The sequence below is a fragment of the Clostridium thailandense genome (genome assembly GCF_019207025.1).
In the GTDB taxonomy this organism is placed as follows: Bacteria; Bacillota; Clostridia; order Clostridiales; family Clostridiaceae; genus Clostridium_AM; species Clostridium_AM thailandense.
Genome location: NZ_JAEEGC010000034.1, coordinates 59702 through 82624 on the forward strand (window position 1 = coordinate 59702; position 22923 = coordinate 82624).

16 protein-coding genes and 1 pseudogene are annotated in these 22923 nt (G+C 33.5%); 12 read left to right on the plus strand and 5 right to left on the minus strand.

What is annotated here, in order from left to right; translation table 11 throughout:
• Positions 1-15 precede the first annotated feature (15 nt).
• A complete protein-coding gene (locus tag I6U48_RS08105; RefSeq protein WP_218319905.1) occupies positions 16-5265 on the plus strand; it encodes a cell wall-binding repeat-containing protein in 5250 nt (1749 codons plus the stop codon).
• Positions 5266-5644: 379 nt separating this feature from the next.
• On the opposite strand, the pseudogene I6U48_RS29585 reads toward I6U48_RS08105, so the two are convergent.
• Positions 5645-6316, minus strand: a pseudogene (locus I6U48_RS29585) (GGDEF domain-containing protein).
• 224 nt (positions 6317-6540) lie between these two features.
• Here I6U48_RS29585 and mscL point away from each other — a divergent pair.
• From mscL to pepF, 3 genes are all read left to right on the plus strand, one after another.
• On the plus strand, positions 6541-6945 hold the full coding sequence (mscL, locus tag I6U48_RS08120) for a large-conductance mechanosensitive channel protein MscL (RefSeq protein ID WP_218319908.1): 405 nt from the start codon (positions 6541-6543) through the stop codon (positions 6943-6945).
• Positions 6946-7402: 457 nt separating this feature from the next.
• Positions 7403-8179, plus strand: a complete 777-nt coding sequence (locus I6U48_RS08125) for a class I SAM-dependent methyltransferase (protein WP_218319909.1) — start codon at positions 7403-7405, stop codon at positions 8177-8179.
• A gap of 93 nt (positions 8180-8272) precedes the next feature.
• Positions 8273-10081: an oligoendopeptidase F gene (gene pepF, locus I6U48_RS08130; RefSeq protein WP_218319910.1), complete on the plus strand. Its 1809-nt coding sequence runs from the start codon at positions 8273-8275 to the stop codon at positions 10079-10081.
• Between the two features lie 201 nt (positions 10082-10282).
• Here the strand turns inward: pepF and I6U48_RS08135 are convergent, their stop codons facing one another.
• The 4 genes from I6U48_RS08135 to I6U48_RS08150 form a co-directional block, all read right to left on the minus strand.
• The gene (locus I6U48_RS08135) at positions 10283-12043 is read right to left on the minus strand and encodes a methyl-accepting chemotaxis protein (protein WP_218319911.1); all 1761 of its coding nucleotides are present in this window, start codon (positions 12041-12043) and stop codon (positions 10283-10285) included.
• 111 nt (positions 12044-12154) lie between these two features.
• A complete protein-coding gene (locus tag I6U48_RS08140; protein ID WP_376774538.1) occupies positions 12155-13915 on the minus strand; it encodes an HD domain-containing phosphohydrolase in 1761 nt (586 codons plus the stop codon).
• The gene (locus I6U48_RS08145; RefSeq protein WP_246615248.1) at positions 13905-14093 is read right to left on the minus strand and encodes a helix-turn-helix domain-containing protein; all 189 of its coding nucleotides are present in this window, start codon (positions 14091-14093) and stop codon (positions 13905-13907) included. Before I6U48_RS08145 ends, I6U48_RS08140 begins: the two co-directional genes overlap by 11 nt.
• Before the next feature lie 133 nt (positions 14094-14226).
• A complete protein-coding gene (locus I6U48_RS08150) occupies positions 14227-14406 on the minus strand; it encodes an H-type small acid-soluble spore protein (protein WP_218319914.1) in 180 nt (59 codons plus the stop codon).
• A 412-nt stretch (positions 14407-14818) separates the two neighbouring features.
• Between I6U48_RS08150 and I6U48_RS08155 the strand changes: the two genes are divergently transcribed.
• The 8 genes from I6U48_RS08155 to I6U48_RS08190 form a co-directional block, all read left to right on the plus strand.
• Positions 14819-16057: a WD40 repeat domain-containing protein gene (locus I6U48_RS08155; RefSeq protein WP_218319915.1), complete on the plus strand. Its 1239-nt coding sequence runs from the start codon at positions 14819-14821 to the stop codon at positions 16055-16057.
• A gap of 28 nt (positions 16058-16085) precedes the next feature.
• Positions 16086-16814 (plus strand): vWA domain-containing protein, encoded by a 729-nt coding sequence (locus I6U48_RS08160; protein WP_218319916.1) that lies wholly within the window; start codon positions 16086-16088, stop codon positions 16812-16814.
• A gap of 13 nt (positions 16815-16827) precedes the next feature.
• The gene (locus I6U48_RS08165) at positions 16828-17691 is read left to right on the plus strand and encodes a PP2C family serine/threonine-protein phosphatase (RefSeq protein ID WP_218319917.1); all 864 of its coding nucleotides are present in this window, start codon (positions 16828-16830) and stop codon (positions 17689-17691) included.
• Positions 17692-17712: 21 nt separating this feature from the next.
• On the plus strand, positions 17713-19044 hold the full coding sequence (locus I6U48_RS08170; protein ID WP_218319918.1) for a protein kinase domain-containing protein: 1332 nt from the start codon (positions 17713-17715) through the stop codon (positions 19042-19044).
• 58 nt (positions 19045-19102) lie between these two features.
• Positions 19103-20488, plus strand: coding sequence for an aminotransferase-like domain-containing protein (locus I6U48_RS08175; protein ID WP_218319919.1), 1386 nt, complete (start codon positions 19103-19105; stop codon positions 20486-20488).
• 150 nt (positions 20489-20638) lie between these two features.
• Positions 20639-21412 carry a PhzF family protein gene (locus I6U48_RS08180; protein WP_218319920.1) on the plus strand — a complete coding sequence of 258 codons (774 nt, stop codon included), beginning with the start codon at positions 20639-20641 and terminating at the stop codon, positions 21410-21412.
• A 454-nt stretch (positions 21413-21866) separates the two neighbouring features.
• Positions 21867-22211, plus strand: coding sequence for a PadR family transcriptional regulator (locus I6U48_RS08185; RefSeq protein ID WP_218319921.1), 345 nt, complete (start codon positions 21867-21869; stop codon positions 22209-22211).
• Positions 22212-22227: 16 nt separating this feature from the next.
• Positions 22228-22923 (plus strand): MFS transporter (locus tag I6U48_RS08190; RefSeq protein ID WP_218319922.1); only part of this gene is annotated, 696 nt, incomplete at its 3' end.

The window sequence follows — 22923 nt, forward strand, 5'->3', positions numbered from 1 at the left end:
GAGAGGTGAGTTATTATGAAAAAATGTGTTTTAAGCGGATTTACGGTGTTTACTTTTTTGATATTATTAACGTTTAACGGATTGGCTTTACCAGTTAAGGCAGCGAGCACGCTGACACTTTCAGATATCAATTGCTATAATGATGGAAACATGAGTGTAACATCATCGACTGATCCATCCACGATTCATGGTTTGATGCAGGCAATTCAGTTTGCAAATGCAAGTAGTGCGGGAAGTACTTTTGTGTTCAATATTACTGCGGATATTACAAACATATCGGCACAGTTACCAACAATCAATCAGAGCGTTACCATAACTGGTAATGGACATACTATTTCAGTACAAACTCCTGGATTTAATTCGGATGGTACTTACTCAACAAATCCGTCAAATTTCAATTTGTTTACTATAAATGGACAAGGAACCAACATAACAACGGTTGAAGTTGACAGTTGTACTTTAATGGGAGGCGCAGCTGCATTTGCCGGTGCGGCTATTTCTAACACAAATGCCACCTTAAAGCTTAACGACGATACAATCACTCGTTCAGGTTCTGCCAGCTATGCTGCAGGCGGAATTTATAATGAATATACAGGTATTGCATATTTTGAACGTTGCAACCTTAATCGTAACGGTGGGCAATACGGCGGTGGATTTCTCAATAAGGGAAAAATGTTTATCGACTGTTCTTCATTTAGTGAAAACAGAAGTCTTGGCACAGGAGCCTACGGTGGTGGAGCCGGTGAGAATAGCTGTAAAAGACAGACAGACGGTAGTTATACTGCTGCATATTTATACGTAAACAACTCCACTTTTGCAAACAATTCTTCTACTGAACTTGGAAGTGCCATTAACAACTTTAGCGGAACTTTGTATGTTCTAAATAGCACATTTTCTGGAAATCTAACATATTGGTCATCCAACGGAGCAAATGGTGTTGTCATTTCAAGTCGTCAAAATCAGAATACCACTATTGAATCTAAAACTACAATCGTAAACTCTGTAGTTTTAGACAACTATACCACAGCATCCACTAGTTCATATGCGCTTGGTAACTTTACTAACGCTCTTGTTTATACATCATCTAGCATCGCGCAGAATTTGACATTGATAAACTCTTTGTCGCAAACGACAAACATTGGAACTGTTACAAACTGTACTCAATATAATAATGGTAATGCTGATACAAGTGTAAGCACGGGTACATTCGCTGCAGGCGGTGCAGACACCAAATTCTTAAGCCCAAGTGGTCAGCTATCAGGAACAGGTTCTTATTGGCAGCCATTCTTGGTTAATCATACATCTCTTGATAATTCTTCTACTAAACTGTCAGCAGTATTGCTGGATAATAGCACAAGCAGTGCTGCCATCTCCGTCATACCTTGTACAACGGCATTTTATCCTGATAATACAAATCCAGTTGTTGCCTATAAGGACGGAAGTGGAAATTGGCAATATCTGCTTGGAAATGCAAATGCAGACAACTATATTGTTAATAAAGACCAATTCGGTTATGACCGCACTAACAGCAGCCAATATGAAAATGCAGTCGGTGCAACCATTGTAGAAACAAGCAATCTTTATAGATTGCGCACAGTTGCGGCCACTGGAGGTTCAGTCAATGGTGCAACTATTTACGGAGATAACTATACACAAGGCACATTAGTTTCTATTAGTGCCATACCACAAGTAGGGTATAAGTTTACTGGTTGGAATGCAACAGGTACAACATTTGCCAATCCGACTGATCCTTCACAGAGTATAACCATGAATGCTAATATTGACGTTACACCGAGTTTTAGTAATTCTTATGTTATTTATAATGCAAATGGTGGCAGTGGAACAATGATGAACACTTCTCCAACTGAAGCTGTTTCGATCAATTCATTCAGTGATACATATGCTTTCAATAGTTGGAATACAAAGGCTGATGGAACAGGTACTAGGGTCACTCCAGGGACGATAGCAACAAGTATAAGCGGTTATAACGGTACATCTGATTTAACACTTTATGCAATTTGGAATGCTCCACCAGCTATCTCTGGAGTAACTCCTGGAAACGCAAGCATACATGCAGGTGAAAGCACTGATTTTCAGGTATCTGGAACCAAAGTCAGAAATGGTACACTTACATACAAATGGTATGCCAAAGGATCCCCTGATACACAAATTACCAACGGAAACATTGTGCTGCAATCATCCACCATTTATAGCACATCACCAGACGGTTCAATATTACATATTAATCCGATGGATACAACATTAAACGGTGCACAATACTATGCAGTCGTTACCGAAACGGAAAATGGGATTTCGATAGACAGCGCAAGTAGTGCTGTCGGAACCTTGACGGTAACTCAATCAATAGTACCAGATGCACCAACAAGTGCAACGGCAACAGCAGGAGATGCAAGTGCTACAGTAACATGGACAGCCCCAGTAAATAACGGAGGAAGTCCAATAACAGATTACTTAGTAGAAGTCTATAATGGAGCAAGTTTAGTAAATACAGTGGATACGAATTCAACAACAACATCAGCAGCAATAACAGGACTTACTAATGGAACAGCATATACCTTTGATGTTAAAGCAGTAAATGGTGTTGGCAATAGCGCAGCATCAAATACAACAAATGTAGTAACACCATCAGCAATAAATACAGCACCAGATGCACCAACAAGTGCAGCGGCAACAGCGGGAGATACTACTGCTACAGTGACATGGACAGCCCCAGTAAATAACGGAGGAAGTCCAATAACAGATTATTTAGTAGAAGTCTATAATGGAGCAAGTTTAGTAAATACAGTGGATACGAATTCAACAACAACATCAGCAGCAATAACAGGACTTACTAATGGAACAGCATATACCTTTGATGTTAAAGCAGTGAATATTATTGGCAATAGCGCAGCATCAAATGCAACAAGTGCAGTAACACCAACAGCTCAGTCAAGCGGAGGTTCTGGAGGGGCATCAGGCGGATCTACTGGAGGTAGCTCATCATCACCTAGCACTATTAGTGGAGAAGTAATAGATGGTGATAATGGTAGTAAGGTTTCAAATATAACTGCTACAGTAGCAACTGATAATAATGGCAATAGTACAGTTTCTATGAATGCAACTGAGGCTGTGCTTCTAAAACAATCTAATGGAACTATAAGCCAATTAGGGGATAGTTCAAAAATTTCTATTACAACAGAAACAGGCGCTGTTGTTGCAATTTCAGCTAATGGTACAATTCAAGTGCAAAATTTAGTTAAAGGAACAGACTATAATTTTAATATTACTTATGATTTTGGAAATGGGCAAAAAATAAATATAGGTAAAATGGAAATAAAAGTTGATAGCGCTGGAAATGTAAGTTTAACCTCTGCACTAATAGACCCATATGGAATTATTACAGATGCAGCTACGGGAAAAGTTATAGAGGGAGCTCAAGTAACTTTATATTATGCAAATACTGAAAGAAACAAAGCAAATGGAAAAACTCCAGATACTATAGTACAACTTCCTGGTATAGATGGATTTAAACCTAATAATAATAAAAACCCTCAGTTAAGTGATGCTAATGGAGCATATGGATTTATGGTATTTCCAACTTCGGATTATTATATTGTGGCAACTAAAGAGGGATATTGTGAGTATACAAGTTCTACAATTCATGTGGAAAAAGATATTGTAAAATGGGATTTTAAAATGAATGAAATAAGCGCAGATATAAATCCAAACGCAGGAAAATTTGATAAGAATATTTCAAGTCAGACAGATGTAAGTACTACAATGACTTTAAATGGATTTAATTTAGTTAGTATTACAAATGGAAGCAGTACTTTAATAAATGAAGCAGATTATACAGTAAATAATAATGTGGTAACAATTAAAAAGAGCTATTTAGCAAAACAGAATGTAGGAACAACAACTTTAACCTTTAACTTTAGTGGAGGTAGTGCAAAAACTTTGGCAATAACAGTAATTGATACAACTCCACAGAATTCAACTATAAATCCAAACACAGCAGAATTTGATAGATATACGCTTAAGCAAGCGGACATAAGTACTACAATGACTTTAAATGGAAATAATTTAGTTAGCATTACAACTGGAACAAGCATTTTAGTAAAGGACACAGACTACACGGTAAGTAATGATGTAGTAACAATTAAAAAGGGTTATTTAGCAAAGCAAAGTTTAGGATCAATAACTTTAACTTTCAACTTTAGTGCAGGAGCAGTACAGAGTTTAGTAATAACAATAAAGGATTCAACACCATCCTCTAGCGGTGGATCAGGTGGAGGCGGCGGTGGTGGCGCTGCAGCACCAATAACACCATCACCTGCGAAAACAGCAATAGAAAGATTATCAGGACAGGATAGAGTGGATACAGCTCTTGCAATAGCAAAAGCAACTTATACAGGAAAGGTTTCAAAAGTTATACTTGTATCTTCAGAAAATTATCCAGATGCATTAGCTGGAAGTGTGCTAGCATATAAACTTAATGCTCCTATATTACTGGTTGGAAGTGATGAAGCAGATCAAGATAAGATATTATCTTATTTAAAAGATAATATGGATCTTGCAGGAACAGTATATATTCTTGGAGGAACTGGTGTAGTAAGCAAAGATATGGAAGCAAAAGTAAGTGTAAGTGGTTTTAAAAATATTATTAGACTAGGTGGAGCAGATAGATTTGAAACCGCAGCAAAAATTTCTGATACAATTGGAGTAAAGGAAGGAACGCCAATAGTAATTGTATCAGGGGAAAATTATCCAGATGCATTATCAATAAGCAGCATTGCTGCAGTAAAGCAATATCCTATAATCATGGTAAATAAAAATGAAATTCCAGAAGTAGAAAAGAAAGAGATTTCATTAATAAAACCAGGTAAAGTATATATTATAGGAGCAGAGGGAGCTGTAAGTTCAGCAGTTGAAGATCAGGTTTCCCAAACAGCAGCAATAGATAAGACAAATATCGTGAGACTAGGTGGAGCAGACAGGTTTGAAACTTCACTTAAAATAATACAATATTTTGACTTATCAGGAAGTGCAGCTTGCGTAACATCAGGAAATAACTTTCCAGATGCAGTAGCAGGAAGCGTCTATGCAGCAAAAAATGAAGCACCTATGATGCTTGTAGACAATAATCTTAGTGAAGCACAAAAATCATATTTAAAAAATGCTAACTTAAAAGCAGTTACTATTTTTGGAGGAACAGGAGTTGTAAGTAAAGAAATAGAAGATGAACTTACACAAGTTTTAAAATAAAGAGGGATAAAAAAGCAGAACAAGTTTGTTTGATCTGCTTTTTTACTCCATTGAGATGTCTTGCTATTCACAATAACTATAAGGGAAATGTAAAATAAATATTACTTAGAGGTTGATTTTAAGTAGAAATTCTGTAAAATTTGGGAGTATTGAAAACCAAAACCTTATTAGAATACCGCTAAATTGAAGCAATATTTAAGAAATCAGACAGTGAAGTCTTCGGTGGTTATGATGATGTACTTTCTGTTTGGATTTGTTATAGAATTATTCATGGTGAACTGTACCACAAGTAGCGTATAACCTTCTTAGGTTTATTTTTGAAATAAATGAAGAATCTTCAACAAGTGAGGATTCTTCATTTTCGCTTTTAAGGAAGTGTTTATGATAAAACAACACAGTTTCTTCCTTGAACTTTTCCTTCATATAATGCTTTGTCCGCTTTTTTTATTGTATCATCAAGCATTTCATAATCTTCATTAACAGTTACCCCAAAGGTCAATGTAATTGATACTTGAATTCCATTATACTCGATAATTTCTTCTTCACTAATTTTCCTGATTTTATCCGCCAGTATGCGGGCATCCTCGAGTTCTGTTTCTGGAAGCAAGATAAGAAATTCCTCCCCTCCCCACCTGGATACAAAACCATGTTCTCGAACCGCATCCTGTAAGTTTTGGGCTACTGCTTTCAGCACTCGATCTCCACAGTCATGTCAGAAGCTATCATTTACCTTTTTAAAATAATCTATATCTGCAATGATAAGTGAAAACTTCTTTTTAGTTTTTTTATAATTTATAAGCTCATTTTCAAGTCTTTCTATAATATATCTCCGGTTGTATAGCCCAGTTAATGAATCCGTTTTTGAAATCAACTCCAATCTTTCCATGTTACATTGAATGGAAACTATTTGGGATGCTGAAAATATCCCCACAAATACAAGTACATATCCGAGGATTATGAATAATAAAAACAATATCATATCATATATAGAATTAAAATTTCTTGAATGTGCAATGTGTGTGGGTGTGGTAAAGTTAGTAATTAACTTCATCAGGACATTATCTTATAAATATCTAAAGTCTTCACCATGGGACTTTTTAATTGGTAAGCTTTATAAAATCCCTTCATCAGAGATGAATGCTTTTTCTCTTTGTCATCAACTTTTGTTTTCAGCCACCATGCTGCAGAATATTTAGATTACAACTGAAATATTGTGATATAATAATATAATATAAATTTAGAGGTATTTAGATTCAGTGAAAGAAGGATGATGCTATGTTTAAAGAGTTCAAAGAGTTTGCAGTAAAGGGAAATGTAGTGGATTTAGCTGTTGGTGTTGTTATAGGTGGTGCTTTTGGAAAAATAGTTACATCTTTGGTGAATGATATTATTATGCCAATATTAAGTGCCTTAACAGGTGGAATTAATTTTACATATTTAAAGTTTGTAATTAAGGAAGCACACGGGGATGTACCCGCAGTTACTTTCAATTATGGAAATTTTATTCAAAATATTATTGATTTTTTAATTATTTCATTTTCTATTTTCTTGTTTGTAAAATTAATAAATAAATTTAAGAGAGAAAAGAAAGTTGAAGCTGTTACAGAAGAAGTTAAACCATCTGAAGAGGTTTTATTGCTTCAAGAAATCAGAGATTTATTAAAGAATAAGGAAGTTTAACAAAAAGTAATATTCTAGGATTAAAGCTGTATAATAAGCTAAAAAGCAAGCAATAAGCATTTTGATATCTTTCTGGGTAAATAAATTGTTTTTTAGGTGAATTTCTATTAATGCATAAGGAGATCTCCAGATGATGGGAAGGCTCCTTCTTTTATTTTGTTAGCTCCAGCATCGTTAATATTTGTATGTTGTATCTTTTTCTTCATATATTTCCGTGATATTACGGAGAATTATATATATGGAGAAACAAAATTATTAGAATTTGTAGTATAATGTTTGTTAGAATATAAAGGGAGAGTAATGATGGTAATGTGAAGTTGCCAAAAGAATAATTAATTTTGCTTTATAGTTTAGAGTAATTAATATTGAAAAAAAGCGCTGATGTGTTTTCTAGGGTGAAGGATATGAAAACTGAAGTGTACAAACTAATATAATAACGGAAGAGGAAGATAAAGAGATGACAATGGAATTAGAAAAATACTACAATAAATTTTGTGAGGACAAAAGATTAACGAGAAAATATGGACAAGTTGAATATATGACTTCCATGAAGTATATTCATGAGTATTTAGAAAATAATAAGGACGCAAAAATCTTAGATGTCGGTGCTGGGACAGGCAGATATTCTGTACAATTAGCAAATGAAGGATATGATGTTACTGCAATCGAACTTGTAAAGCACAATTTAGGTATTTTAAAGTCAAAAGGAAGTACAGTAAAAGCAATGCAGGGAACGGCATTAAATTTATCAAGATTTTCAGAAAATACTTTTGACATGACATTGGTGTTTGGCCCAATGTACCACCTATATAAATTTGAGGATAAAGTAAGGGCACTGCAGGAGGCGAAAAGAGTAACGAAAGCTAACGGTGTTATTTTAGTAGCATATTGTATGAATGAATATAGTGTAATAACGTATGGTTTTAAGGAAAATAATATTCGTGCATGCATTGATAATGGGAAACTTAGCGGTGATTTTCATGTTATATCGGAGCCAGAAGATTTATATGATTATGTAAGGGTTGAAGATATTGATAAGTTAAATGAGGAAGCAGGACTGCAAAGGATAAAATTAATTGCAGCAGATGGACCAGCTAATTATATGCGACCTGTTTTGAATGCTATGGATGATGAGACATTTCAAATTTTTCTTGATTATCATTTTTCTACCTGTGAAAGACCGGATTTATTAGGAGCAAGTGCACATACATTAGATATCCTGAGAAAGAAATAAGAAAGATAGGGCAATCATAAGGTATATTTTGAAAATAGCAATAAGCTATAAAATGTAAATAGTGCTAAACACATATAAAAGGGGGGATTGGTAATGGGGAAAGTTTTAAAGGAAAGAAAAGATATAGATCAATCACTTACTTGGGATTTGTCTGCTATCTATGCCACAGACGAAAAATTTCAATCAGCTGTAAAAGAGATGAAAGAGCTTGCTTTAAAGATGGAAAAAGATTATAAAGGTAAATTGAATGCAGCAGGCAAGATTAATGAATGTCTAGATGAACTAAGAAAGTTATATCAATTTAGGGACCTAACCGGTTCTTATGTAGAACTTTTAGTTGCAGTAGATTACGCAAATAATGAAAACCAAGATAAATATTCGAAAATTACCAATATAATATCTGACATTGACAGCAGATTAAGCTTTATAAAAAGTGAAATTATTCAAGGGCATGATGAAATTTTAGAGGCTGCAATAAATATGTCCAAAGAAAATAGTAATTATTTAAAGGATATAAAAAGAGAAAAGGCACATGCACTTCATCCAGAAGCAGAGAGAGTATTAGCTGCTTTATCTGGAGCCTTGGAGGCACCTTATCAAGTTTATGAACAAGCTAAGCATGCTGATATGGATTTTAAAAGCTTTACTGTGAATGGAATAGAATATCCTCTTGGTTATGCACTTTTTGAAAATGAATATGAATATGAAAATGATACAAAGGTGCGCAGAGCTGCTTTTAAAGCATTTTCGGATAAATTAAGGGAATATCAATATACTACAGCTGCAGCTTATCAGGTTCAAGTGCAGAAAGAAAAAAATATGGCTACTTTAAGAGGCTTTGACTCAGTTATAGACAGCTTATTGTTTCCTCAAAAGGTTGATAGCAAGCTTTATAACAGACAGATAGATCTTATAACAGAGAAACTTGCGCTGCATATGAGAAAGTATGCAAAACTTTTAAAGAAAGTACACAAACTTGATGAAATGACTTTTGCAGACTTGAAGATTGCAGTAGATCCAGAATATGATCCAAATGTAACTATAGAACAATCTAAAAAATATATTGAAGGTGCCCTAGCTGTATTAGGTGATGATTACTTAGAAATGGTGAAAAAAGCTTATAATGAAAGATGGATTGACTTTGCACAAAATAAGGGGAAATCCACAGGAGGATTCTGTGCAAGTCCTTATGGAAGTCATTCCTTCATATTGCTATCATGGAGTGAAAAGATGGCAGAGGTATTTACCTTAGCTCATGAGCTTGGACATGCAGGTCACTTTAAACTATGTAATGAAAGTCAAAATATATTTGATGTAAATGTTTCTACATATTTTGTAGAAGCACCATCCACCATGAATGAGCTTCTTATGGCAAATTACCTTTTAAAGATTAATGAGGATAAAAGGTTTAGAAGATGGGTTTTATCTTCAATGATTGGCCATACTTATTATCATAATTTTATAACTCACCTTTTGGAAGCGGCTTATCAAAGAGAAGTATACAGAATAATTGATGAAGGGGGGAGCGTTCAGGCTTCAACTCTTAGTAAAATAAAGAAAGAAGTACTTGAAAAATTCTGGGGAGAAGACGTAAAGATAATTGACGGAGCAGAGCTAACCTGGATGAGGCAGCCTCATTATTATATGGGACTTTATTCTTACACTTATAGTGCAGGACTTACTATAGCAACAGAAGTTAGCAAGAGAATATTAAAAGAAGGGCAGAGGGCAATAGATGATTGGAGGGCAGTACTTAGAGCAGGTTCAACTAAGACGCCAGTAGAACTTGCCCAAATGGCAGGAGTAGACATAACTACAGATAAGCCACTTTTTGATACTATTGAGCACATTGGTAGCATAATTGATGAGATAGTTAAGCTTACTGAAGAAATTGAAGCGTAACTTTTTGTTTGATGGTAACTTGAAATTAAGTAAATTCAGTTTTTAGTCATAATTAAAATGGTGCTGAAATATTGCTCAAGTGCATTTAAGAGTGAATTTAGTAAAGCAGATCTATTATTAAGTAAAGGACAAGTAATTTTAAGACATTTGGTGATATTGAAGGAAAGGAGTTAGCTGTTTTTACCAGCCTAACTCCTTTTTTTAAATTTCAAATTTATTTATAGACTTTTTTAATTCATCAGCTAGATTCTTTAATTGTTGGGTATTAGATAGAATATGCTCAATATTTGCTAATTGTTCTTCGGTCGCTGCAGCAACTTGTTGTGAAGCAGCAGAATTTTCTTCAGTTGAGGCTGAAAGGTTTTCTAGTATTTCAATCATTTTATTTTTTTCTTTGTCCATTTCGGTACTGCTATCTTTAATATTTTTAACATTATCAACTATTTTATCTATAGACATAGATATTTTATTGAAAATATCTTCTGTACTCTTTACGGCTTCTTCTTGTTCTCTAGCAATTATTTTCCCTTTATCTATTGCTTGTACAGCTATTTTAGATTTGTTCTGTATTCCATCTATCAATTCTTTTACTTTGGCAGCAGCTTGCGATGATTCAGAGGCTAATTTTCTAACCTCTTCAGCAACTACCGCAAAACCTCTGCCCTGCTCGCCAGCCCTGGCAGCTTCAATGGCGGCATTTAAAGCTAATAAATTGGTTTGAGTAGATATCTCACTGATAGCTTCCGTAATAGAACCTATTTCCACTGAAATTTCATCAACTTCATATATTATTTCGCTTGCTTTTACTGTTGAATTGATATTATCTTTTGACTTTTCAATAAGCATCCTAACTACATTTAGACCTTCATGTCCAAAGGTATTTGCTTCCTCAGCAGTGCTGCTTGATTGAAGCGCAAGGTCTGTAACTAAATCTATCTTATCAGATAAGTTTTTAATTCTAGTTACTCCTTCTTCAGTATCTTTAGCTTGTTCACTTGAACCTTTTGCGATACCATCTATTGAAAGAGCTACTTCATTTGTAGATGAGGTATTCTCTGCTACTATTTTATCTAACACTTTCGTGGAATCGACTACAACATTTGTAGATTGCTTAATGGAGTTTATTAGTTCTCCTATATTTTGAACCATTATTGTAAAAGATTCTTTAAGCTTTCCGGTCTCATCCTTGTTTTTTATATTTAATTCAGGCGTATTAAAGTTTCCTAAAGCAACAATATCAACAGCTTCGCTTATTTTACGTATAGGATACGCTATATGGTGTGAAAAGGCTAATATTATTAAACCGCCAATGATCATAAGTGATATTAATACAATAATCATTATTTTAAGAATTTCATTTGAACCTTTATCAAAATCTGACATATATGTTCCAGCACTAACTACCCATTTCCAATTGGGATCAACCTTTTGATAAGTGACTTTTTGTGCGATTGTATTTGAATTAGGAATTGTCCACCAATAGTTGAGATATCCTCCTCCATTATTTCCAATTTTAATTTGTTCCTGAACCAAATAAGAACCATTTTTTTTATCCTTAACATCCCATACGCTTTGTCCCTCCAAAGATGGATGTACAGCCTCATGTCCATCTTGGGTGTAAGCTAGCATATAACCGTTTGCACCTAGATTAATGTTTTTATTTATAGGTCTAGTACCATCTGATTTCTTTTTACCTAACATATATTCTCTGACATTTTCCTGTGCTGCATCAAGTGTAAGCTTCCCAGCATCAACTAGTTTCTGATTTGCATCAATTTGTTGCAATGTCATTTCAACGCTATTTTTGAGGAGAATCTTTCCGCTATCAGCTAGGTGCTGCTTGCTGACGTTATAGCTTATAAGTCCTAATATCAGAATTGGTACAATCAGTAATAAAGAAGAGATTAAGACGAGTTTTGTTTTAATGGTAAAATTCACTGATTCTATTTTGGATTTTTTCATAAGTATAACCTCCATTTGTGCATTTAATCTATGCTATATATTAATTATCGGTTACTTTCATAAAGTTTCTACTATTAATTCTTAATAAGATACATTCTATTAGCACTAATTTTAGTCAAATTGCTTATTTAATATTTTTTCAATAAATATTTTTGTTAGTTTAACATCAAATTGACTTCCAGCATTTTTTTTTAGTTCTTCTATAGCAACTTCTTCTGGTAAAGCATTACGATAACTTCTTTCACTGACCATAGCATCGTATGTGTCAGCTATTGCAATAATTCTTGATTGAAGTGGTATATTTTCTCCTTTTAAACCTTTAGGATATCCTTTTCCATCGTATCTTTCGTGGTGGGCCAACACATATCCTGCCATTTCTGACAAATCATTTACTGTGCTAAGAATTCTATACCCTATTTCTGGGTGGCGTTTTATTTCTTCCCATTCTTCATCTGTTAATTTTCCAGGCTTATTAAGTATAGTCTCTTCCACAGCTACTTTTCCTATATCATGTAGTAATCCAACAGTTTTAAGTTCCTTAATCTCATCTTCAGGTAAACCAAGAGCTACACCCATACTTTCGCATAATTTGGAAACTCTATGAGAATGTTGTTCTTCTCTTTTATTTTTTTCATGAAGTGTAGAAATTATAGTGTTTATAGTTTTTCCTCTTATACTTGGGCCTTCAAATAATTTTTTCTTATACATATAATCTTCGGCTTTTTTTAAGACATCTTGAATTTTCTCTTCTTTATTGGACATGGTTTGATATCCAAAGGAAATAGATATATCAATAGTACCAACTTTTCCTGCTGATGCTAAAGCTTTAATATTCTTAAGGATTTGTTCTGTTCTGCTCATATTCGTATTAGGTAATAAAACCACAAATTCATCACCGGACAACCTAGCAATAATATCGTCTTTGCGAAATCCCTTTTTCATAATTTGTGCAACTTTTTTAAGTAACTCATCACCGGATGCATGTCCAAAAGAATCATTTATGAGCTTGAGACCGTTGACATCTGCCATAACAATAGTTAAAGGTAAAGCATTTTCTATGTCTAGTTGTATTAACTCTTCTTCAAAAAATCTTCTATTGTATAAACCTGTTAACTGGTCATGATAGCTTAAAAATCTTAATTTTTCTTTCATTTGTTTTTCAATAGTCATATTTTTAAATATAGCTAATATTAATAAGCCTCCAATGAGCATAAGTATTATTAATACAATAATCATTATTTTAAGTATCTGATTAGAACCTTTGTTAAAGTCTGACATGTAGGTTCCGGCACTAACCACCCACTTCCAATTAGGATCAACTTTTTGGTAAGTAATTTTTTGTGCAATTGTATTTGAATTGGGAAGTAGCCACCAGTAGGTGAGATATCCGCCTCCATTATTGCCGATTTTAATTTGATTTTGAACTATATAAGAGCCATCTTTTTTATCCTGAACATTCCATACATTGTTGCCCTCCAATAATGGGTGTACAGCTTCATGTCCATCCTGAGTGTATGCAAATAGATAACCATTTGTACCTAGGTTAATGTTTTTGTTTATAGGTCTAGTACCATCCGAATTTTTTTTGCCTAACATATATTCTCTAACATTTTCTTGCGCTGTATCAAGTGTAAGCTTTCCTTCAGCTACTAGTTTCTGATTTACATCAATTTCTTGCAAGGTCATTTCAACACCATTTTTAAGCAGCAGCTTTCCGCTAGTTTCAAGCTGTTGCTTACTAACTTTATAACTAATGAGCCCTAATATTAGAATCAGTAATAAGGCCGAGATTAGAATGAGTTCTATTTTAATTACAAAATTAATTGATTTTACTTTTGTTTTCTTCATTTTAACACCTAACTTATTCATCATTTAATCCAGGTTCAGTTAGTTCAGCTAAAACTTGATAAATTCTAAAACTTGGAAAACTAGAGTTTAATGCAACTACATATCCTGTAAGCCTTGATTCCCCAAGTAAAGCTAGATATGTTTTTGTCTTGTATTCTGTAAAATTTAACTCTTGTAGAATTTTTAACATATCAAGTTTCATAAATATCCTCCTCAAAAAGCTGTTATTTAGAAACAAGTATACCATTATGTGCTTAACAAAAACAATAGGAAAAACTATTATGAAATAATAAAGGCTGCTGCACTATATAGATAATTACACCAGCCTCTATTATTTAATATTCTGTTAGGTTAGTTAAAGATACTACTTGTGAATTTTCAGGTTGGTTAAGAGAATGTATTTTAGCAGTTTCTCTAAGGTCGTTTACACTTTCGATATAAACAGAAGCTCCATTATATGTTACATTAGCCATAATTGGTGAAGAAACAATTTCTTTTGCACGTACTGTATCCATAAGAATAACCTCCACTTATCATTTTTTAGACGATTATAGTTTTTGCAGCGAGCTAATAAAATATTCTTTAATGGCTTTCAAGAAATTTCATTCATATAATGTAATTGAATTAAAAAAAGAAATGACTAAATTTTAGTTGAAGTATTAGATGTAATGTTATAATTAAAATACAGACATGTTGGAATTTAATACTTACTCTAATAAAATTTTCTTAAAGATTTAGAAAATATACACAAATCTTTGATATTAAGATATAATTTGTACTATAAATTCAAAGAAACTGTTGTAATTCTATTTGATGAGATTGAGGGTGCAATTGAATTATTATATTGTGAGTATATAATTAGTATAAAATCACAGTATATCATTTGGCACATTTAGGTATTGTAAATAATAAAAGTAGGTGATGCAAATGAATTTTGCAGTTAAACAAAGACTAAAAGATATTATAAACATATATGGAGTTTCAATACTTAATGAACCAAAGAGAATTGAAGCAATATTAAAGGACTATTGTTATAAAAATAAAAAAGAGATATTTTTAATTATGTCTGCCATAAATGAAAATATTGTCGTGGAATTACAAAATGCTGAGCATGCTGTGATTCAATTAGGCATTGTAAATCGGTTAACAAAAAGATTATGTGATAATTTGGGTATTGCCGAAGATAATGCTAAATGGGGAGTTGAATCTTGGATATATGCTTTAGATTTAAAAAAAGAAGAAGTTCAAGAACTCGAGAATAAAGATAATATTATTTATGACAATAATTTTACATGCAGTATATTGGGAAAATCAGAAGAAATATGCTCTATTGCAATCAGCTCTAATAGCAAATATTTAGCTTATGGGGATATTAAAGGGGCGATACATATTTATGAATTATTATCTGGTAATGAAATCATAACCTTTAATCATCAAGAAGAAGTAGGATTTTTACAATTTAGTTCGGACAGTAGAATGTTACTTTCTGCAACTAATGATAAAGTTAAATATTATAAGAAGCTGTTTTCTGATGATGGTTATAATGTTATAATTACAGCTGATGACAAGAAAATTAGATTATGGGATGTGGTGCAGAAAAATGAATTTAACTTTTTAAGTGGATATGAATGTACAATAGCTGCAGCTAATGAGAAAATTCTAGTTTTACAAGGTGATTCTAGAGCAAAAGATAGCTATATTTTTAAGGATTATCTATATATTTTAGGATATTCAAATGTGGCTAAATTTAAGTTTAATTCCAGTCAGACTATTGAATCGGATAGAATTCATGAAATAGGTGGTTCAAAATTTGATGGTAGGTATATTTATAAAGAAGACTATAATTCTTCATCAAAGGAATTCAGTATAAAAATTAGAGGTTTTACGCTAGCTGAAGAAAAACAAGTAGATGGGATTAACTTTGAATATAAACCATATAAGAATAGATTAAGTAGTGATGGAAGGCTGCTGGCGACTGTTTTGGATGCAAATAATACTAATGTAATAAAAATCATTGATATTGATAAGAATGAAATCATAAAAACTATACATGATCAAATTGTGAGATTTATAGAATTTAGTAATAATAATAAAAGGCTTCATATTGTAGTGTGCAATAGAGACACTAGTGAATTGAAGTTTAAAGTAATACCTATATTTAATTAAGAATTATAAATTGGGAAGGTGATAATATATGTTTGATTCAATACCAGTTTTAGAAGGAAATATTGTTAAAAGAAGTTTGCAATTTTTTTGGATTGTAGACCACTCAGGTTCAATGACAGGACAAAAGATTGCAACTTTAAACCAAGCAATAAGGGAAGCAATACCGGAAGTGCAAAAAGCATTATCTACACATCCTGAGGTCCAAATTATGATGAGAGCAATTAAGTTTGCAGATAATGTAAGCTGGCATGTAGGTCCAGAGGCTGTTCCAATTGAAGAATTTGCATGGAATGAAATTGATGCAGGAGGTTGCACTGCAACTGCTAGTGCAATTAACTTGTTGTGTGATGAACTTGAAGTGGAAAAGATGAATAAAAGAGGATATCCTCCGATTTGTATTCTTTTATCCGATGGATATTCTACTGATTCAGATGAAGACTATGACGCAGCCATAAAAAGATTAGACAGTATGCCTTGGGGTAAAAAAGCAGTAAGGCTTGTAATAGCAATAGGCAATGAAAATGACTACGATGAGAGTGCGCTGCTGAAATTTGTAAACCATAAGGAAATTGGAGTTTTAAAGGCAGATAATCCAGGAAAGTTAACACAATATATTAAGTGGGCAAGCGTTGCAGCATCTATAGGAGCATCTCAGTCTAAAAGCAGTGGAGATCCAGATAAAATAGACGATTCAACAAATGTAATTTTAATTTCTCCAGAGGATATAGAGATATCATCAGCTGGCGATGTATTCTAGTAGAAGAATTCCTATGAATATGGAAAAAGAAAATTTGTTTTTCTCTAAAGAATTAAGTTACTTTGGATGTAGTGTTCAAGGAGCATCACATATAAGAGAAGGTAAGCACTGCCAAGATTCCTTTGAAATATATAGTGAATCTATAGATGAGGACAATAAAATGATAATTATGGCTGTAGCGGATGGACACGGAAGTGAAAATTATGATTTAAGCAAATATGGAGCAGAATTTGCAGTAAAAGCAGCTATAGAGGAATTAAAACTAATATATTATTTTAGCAGGGGTTCTAAAAGTCAGATATTAAAAAACTTTAAATCAGATTTTCCAACAAGTACATTGAAGCGGTGGAGAGAGGCGATTATATCCGACATTAAAATAAGAGAAGAAGAATTTTACAAAACAAACTTTAATAATTTAAAACAGATATATAAAAGATATGGAACAACTCTTATGGCAGTTCTTATAGTTCCTGAAGGAATATTTATGGCACAGCTTGGAGATGGGGACATGCTATTAGTTGAATCTAATGAAAGAACGGAATTTCCAATTCCTGCATCTGATGAGCTTATTGCTAATGAAACTTATTCTATGACTTCAACAGATTCAACACGATTGTGGAAATTTCAAATGTATTCTGCAGATGAACCAGTGCTTGTTATGTTGAGTACAGATGGACTTTCAAATAGTTTTGAAGATGATTTCTCTTTTACTAAATTTGGTATAAGTTTGCTTCGCAATATAAACCAATTTGGCATTGAAAAAGTTGCAAAAGAAGTCCCTGGTTTTCTTAATAGAGCATCTAAAAATGGAAGCGGAGATGACATCACTTTAGCTTTTGCAGTTGTAGATATATGTAAAGATGATATTGCCAAATAATTAATCAATGGAGGAAATGGGATGCTTAAAATTGGACAAAAGGTTATTTGTGAATTTTCTAAAGAACAGTTAATTGTTAAAAAGAAGTTAGGAGAAGGTGGACAGGGAATTGTATATCTTGTTGAGGGGAGAATGGGACGAAAAGCTCTTAAATGGTACTATACGGAGCAATCTACAGATGAACAAAAAAAGAGTATTAGGGAACTCGTAATAAAAGGAGCTCCTAAAGGTAAAGCAGGCAAAAGGTTTGTTTGGCCTATAGATTTGGTAACTACAGCTGCTACTTCTAATTTTGGATATTTAATGGATGTAATAGATACAAAAGATTTTGCAGAGCTAGGAGAAGTATGGGCACATTTAAAGCCAGTTCCAAACATGCATGCAAGATGTAGAATTTCTTATGAATTAGCAAATTCCTATAGACATTTACACTTGGAAGGGTATTGCTATAGGGACATATCAGCAGGAAATCTTATGTTTAATCCGATAACTGGTGAGGCTTTAATATGCGATAATGATAATATAGGCGTTAATAATCAATCAAACTGTCAAGTTTTTGGAACTATGGAATATATGGCGCCTGAAATTATAATGGGTGAAGCTAGGCCATCAACTCTTACAGATTTGTATTCCTTAGCAGTTTTACTATTTCAATTTTGGATATGGCATCATCCTATGCATGGAGAAGAAGAATATAGTATACGTTCATGGGATCTTCCGGCAAAGAAAAAAGTTTATGGAGAAAGTCCTGTATTTATATTTGACCCTGTTAATGTTAGAAATAGACTGCCTAAAGACCCGGAGTATGATACTCCAAGAAAATTTTGGAAACATTGTCCTGAGCCTCTGAAAAAATTATTCATAAGATCTTTTACGGAAGGGCTGCATAATCCAAACAGAAGAGTAACAGAAGGAGAATGGCAGGATGTATTTCTTGAGCTACAAGATTGTATAGTATCTTGTCCCAGTGACAGAGCAGAGAACTTCTGGTATGAAGATCTTAATAAAGTCTCATGCTGGTATTGCAAGAAGGATATAGAATCTCCTGTAATATTAGAGCTTATTACTTCTTGTGGAAAAAGAAATGTTGTAATAACAAAACATACAAAAGTATTGTTAAGGCATGTTGATCCTTATGCTGAAGAAGAAATGGGAATATCAGTTATAGGAGAAATGATTCAAAATCCAAATAATCCTTCTCTTTGGGGTTTAAAAAACACAACTCAAAAGCAGTGGAAGATAAGTTTGGCTGATGGGCAACTTAGAGAAGTGCCTCCTCAAAAGGCAGCACCTCTAGTTATTGGGACAACTATTGACTTTGGAAATGGAACTATGGGTCAATTTAAAAAATAGTAAGAGGTATTGTAAATTAATGCAGTTAAAGTTAAAATATTGAGAATGGATGATGTCTATGCCTGTAAATTCTTTTGAAAATTATCCGATGAGTTGGAAGCCAAAATTGACTGAGAGTAATAAACCGTTGTACTTGGAGATTGCAAAACTGTTGGAGATGGATATCAAAAGCGGTACACTACTTCCGGGAACCAAACTACCTCCACAAAGGGAGTTAGCTGACTACCTAGATATTAATGTAAGTACTGTTAAAAGAGCATTTAAGGTTTGTGAAGATAAAGGACTGCTTAGTGGAAGAGTTGGTAGTGGTACATTTGTAGCATATGGTGCATTAGCCAATACTTATCTTGCACCTAGCTATGATGTTCCACAGTTAATTGAAATGGGCTCAGTCTTTCCTGAAACTGTATCACATGAAGAAACAAACATTTTGATTAAGAAAATTCTTAATGAACCAAATTTAGGTAATCTATTTCAATATGGCAGACCAGAAGGAGTTTTGTGGCAAAAGGAAGCGGCTCTCAAACTCATCAGTAAAGCGGGATATGAAACAATGGCAGAACACCTTCTGCCAGCAGGTGGAGGCCAAAATGCCATTGCAGCAATTTTAGCAGGACTTTTCAAAACAGGGGATAGAATTGGAACAGATCCGCTCACTTACCCGGGTTTTATAACAGCTGCTAAAATGTTAGGAATTCAATTGGTACCTATTCGTCAGGAAAATAATGAAATGAGTAAAGAAGGGTTGGTCTACGCCTGGAAAAATGAAAAAATTAAAGGCATATACATTATGCCGGATTATCAAAATCCAACAACACATACAATGTCAAAGTCGTGTAGAAAAATGCTTGCGGATATTTCAAAGCAATTAAATCTTATTGTAATAGAGGATGGTATTCATAGTTTGTTGAATGAGCATCCACAAAAGGCAGTTGCAAGCTATGCACCAGAGCAGACCATATATATTGCCAGTTTTTCGAAAACAGTAGCTCCGGGGCTTCGTCTTGCTTATGTGGTGACACCTGAAAGATATAAAAGTGCATTGTCAAATGCTTTATATAATATAAATCTTACGTTGTCTCCATTTCTTGTTGAGCTGGCATCTCGTATGATAGCCTCAAGGGAGGCAGAAAAACTTATTGAAACACATCGTAGATTCAATAACCAGCGTAATAAGTTAATCAATAGATACCTCGATGGATATACTTTGTTTGGCCCTGATGAATGTATTTTTAGATGGCTCCTTCTTCCAGAGGCGTTTACTGGTGAGCAATTTGAAAAATTAGCCTATAATGCAGGAGTAAGTATTTACGCATCGGAACGTTTCGCAGTTGGAAATATAAAACCACCTAGTGCAGTAAGGTTAGCTGTTACAGCTCCATCTAGTGATGAAGAATTAAAAAAAGCACTTGAAATTCTAAGTGGAATATTATCAAATCCCTGATTATAGCATACACATAAAACAAAATTGAGTTGCACACAATTATAATATTGAGTGCAACTATTTTATTTGTTAACATATAATCAAATGATAATGACAGATGAAGTGTAAGCTAGTGTTTATATTTGAAAATTAGAGGAGGGAAATTAAATTATGAGACAGTATGTAGTGGATGCTTTTACTAACAAAGTATTTGGTGGAAATCCAGCAGCTGTTTGTGTGATGGACAAATGGATTGATGATGAAACTATGTTAAATATTGCTATGGAAAATAACTTATCTGAAACTGCCTTTGTAGTACAGGAAGGGGAAAATTACAAACTCAGATGGTTTACTCCTGGAGGTGAAGTAGATCTCTGCGGGCATGCGACTTTGGCTACGGCATATATAATAACAACATTCGTGGAACCAAGTTTAAAAGAGGTTCGTTTCAAAACTTTAAGTGGAATTTTGACAGTCAATAAAAATGGTGAATTTTTAGAAATGGACTTTCCAAAATATGATCTAGAAAAAGTGGAAGTAACTGATGCTATGGTTGAGGCAATTGGTGTACGTCCTATTGAGGCATGGATTGCTAGGGACCTCCTTTGCATATTAGAAGATGAAGAAGATGTTCGAAGCATGAATCCTGTTATGGAAAAAGTTAAAAAGCTTGATGGTCTGCTTTTGCAGGTTACAGCAAAAGGAAAAAACTTTGATTGTGTATCACGTTCATTTGCTCCTAAACTGAATGTTCCAGAGGATCCAGTTTGTGGCTCAGGCCACTGCCACATAGTTCCATTTTGGGCAAACAAGATAGGAAAGAATGATATTATTGCATATCAGGCTTCAAGAAGAGGCGGAACCTTGTATTGCAAAGTTGAGGGTAACCGTATTAAAATGAGTGGAAAGGCAGCACTATATTCCATTGCAGACATCAATTTCTAATTATAACTTTTATGCTGAGAAACTTTTAAAAGGAGGAAAATCTTAATGTCACTTGGGCATTATCCTAATATGACATATGGACATATTTACAAAACTTTATTTTAGAAGGTAATCAAATTAGTGATTAGTAAAGCATTTATTAAAAGATGTCTTACCTAATTAAAGTAGACTGATACAAAGCAATATGTTTTCAGGGCTGAAAGTACATATAAAAGCTTAGAAATATGTTGCGAAGTATAAGTCTACTTTAATTAGGTAAATATATATAAATTTTATGAATAAAAAGTACATATATTTGAGTTGTTTTTAGATTTAAGTTTTTAAAATTCTATTTTTAATAAAAATATCCTTGACAATTAAAGGATGAGGAATATAATGAAATTATATTATACTGTTTTAAACAGTATAATGTGTATAACAGTGATATAAATTAAAAGGAGAGAAGGTATTTTTAATGACTAAGAGATATGGTCGTCACACTCCAGCTTTTTTATTGCTTCAATTAGTAGATTCTCCTGCCTATGGTGGAATGCTTATGAAAAGATTAGAGAAGGAACTTCCTTATTGTTTTTCTGACAGTGCAATGGTCTATCGTAGCTTGAAGGATATGGAGGATAGCGGATTAGTAAAAACAAGTTGGGAGACAAAAGAAACTGGTAAGCCTATTAAATGGTATACTATTACAACCAAAGGTTTAGAAATGTTAGATGAATTGGCTAAAGATATCAAAAAACGTCATGATAATTTTGAATATTTTCTATCAAAGTATCACTCTACAAAAATTGATTTGAATAAATAGAAAAGGAGGATTAATTATGGAAGATAAATCTGGAATACAATACTCTAAAATAGCTGTAATTTCTCTAGCACATTTGCTAAATGACCTTTATAGCAATTATTTACCTCAAATGTTGCCGTTTTTGATTGTTTTATACCCTGGTTTTACTGCCACAAGTGGTGCAATTATTGTTTCAGTTTTTTCAATTACTTCTTCGCTTACTCAACCACTCTTTGGATATTTTATGGATAAACAGGGAAAGCGTTGGTTGGCTTATATTGGAACTCTATGGATGGCAGTTATGCTAAGCTTAACAGGAGTTGTTAACAATTATTTACTGCTTGTGGTGCTTGCAGCTTTAGCAGGGCTTGGTACGGCAGTATTTCATCCACAAGCTTCTACAATGGTAAATATTTTGAGTAGAGATCGTAAGGCGGTATTGCTTTCTATCTTTGTTGCTTTTGGGAATTTTGGCTTTGCATTAAGCCCTCTTTTATTGGTTCCTTTGTTTCAAGCTTATGGATTAAAAGCTACTTTGGTTACAATTGTTCCAGGTATAATTGTAGCAATTCTACTATTTCTTTTTTCGCCAAAGGATCAGATATCAAAGAGTTCACCTCCAACACTCAGAGTGGTTTTTAAAAGTCTTAAGGGGGCTTCAAGAGAACTTACTGCAATTGTTAGTGTAATTGCTATTCGTTCTTTAGCATATCAGGGCAAACGCATGAATATT

What these genes read in the sequence shown, in the direction of transcription:
- I6U48_RS08105 (WP_218319905.1), top strand. Translation starts at nt 16, where the DNA reads ATGAAAAAATGTGTTTTAAGCGGATTTACGGTGTTTACTTTTTTGATA.
- mscL (WP_218319908.1), top strand. Translation starts at nt 6,541, where the DNA reads ATGTTTAAAGAGTTCAAAGAGTTTGCAGTAAAGGGAAATGTAGTGGAT.
- I6U48_RS08125 (WP_218319909.1), top strand. Translation starts at nt 7,403, where the DNA reads ATGACAATGGAATTAGAAAAATACTACAATAAATTTTGTGAGGACAAA.
- pepF (WP_218319910.1), top strand. Translation starts at nt 8,273, where the DNA reads ATGGGGAAAGTTTTAAAGGAAAGAAAAGATATAGATCAATCACTTACT.
- I6U48_RS08135 (WP_218319911.1), bottom strand. Translation starts at nt 12,043, where the DNA reads ATGAAAAAATCCAAAATAGAATCAGTGAATTTTACCATTAAAACAAAA.
- I6U48_RS08140 (WP_376774538.1), bottom strand. Translation starts at nt 13,915, where the DNA reads ATGATGAATAAGTTAGGTGTTAAAATGAAGAAAACAAAAGTAAAATCA.
- I6U48_RS08145 (WP_246615248.1), bottom strand. Translation starts at nt 14,093, where the DNA reads ATGAAACTTGATATGTTAAAAATTCTACAAGAGTTAAATTTTACAGAA.
- I6U48_RS08150 (WP_218319914.1), bottom strand. Translation starts at nt 14,406, where the DNA reads ATGGATACAGTACGTGCAAAAGAAATTGTTTCTTCACCAATTATGGCT.
- I6U48_RS08155 (WP_218319915.1), top strand. Translation starts at nt 14,819, where the DNA reads ATGAATTTTGCAGTTAAACAAAGACTAAAAGATATTATAAACATATAT.
- I6U48_RS08160 (WP_218319916.1), top strand. Translation starts at nt 16,086, where the DNA reads ATGTTTGATTCAATACCAGTTTTAGAAGGAAATATTGTTAAAAGAAGT.
- I6U48_RS08165 (WP_218319917.1), top strand. Translation starts at nt 16,828, where the DNA reads ATGAATATGGAAAAAGAAAATTTGTTTTTCTCTAAAGAATTAAGTTAC.
- I6U48_RS08170 (WP_218319918.1), top strand. Translation starts at nt 17,713, where the DNA reads ATGCTTAAAATTGGACAAAAGGTTATTTGTGAATTTTCTAAAGAACAG.
- I6U48_RS08175 (WP_218319919.1), top strand. Translation starts at nt 19,103, where the DNA reads ATGCCTGTAAATTCTTTTGAAAATTATCCGATGAGTTGGAAGCCAAAA.
- I6U48_RS08180 (WP_218319920.1), top strand. Translation starts at nt 20,639, where the DNA reads ATGAGACAGTATGTAGTGGATGCTTTTACTAACAAAGTATTTGGTGGA.
- I6U48_RS08185 (WP_218319921.1), top strand. Translation starts at nt 21,867, where the DNA reads ATGACTAAGAGATATGGTCGTCACACTCCAGCTTTTTTATTGCTTCAA.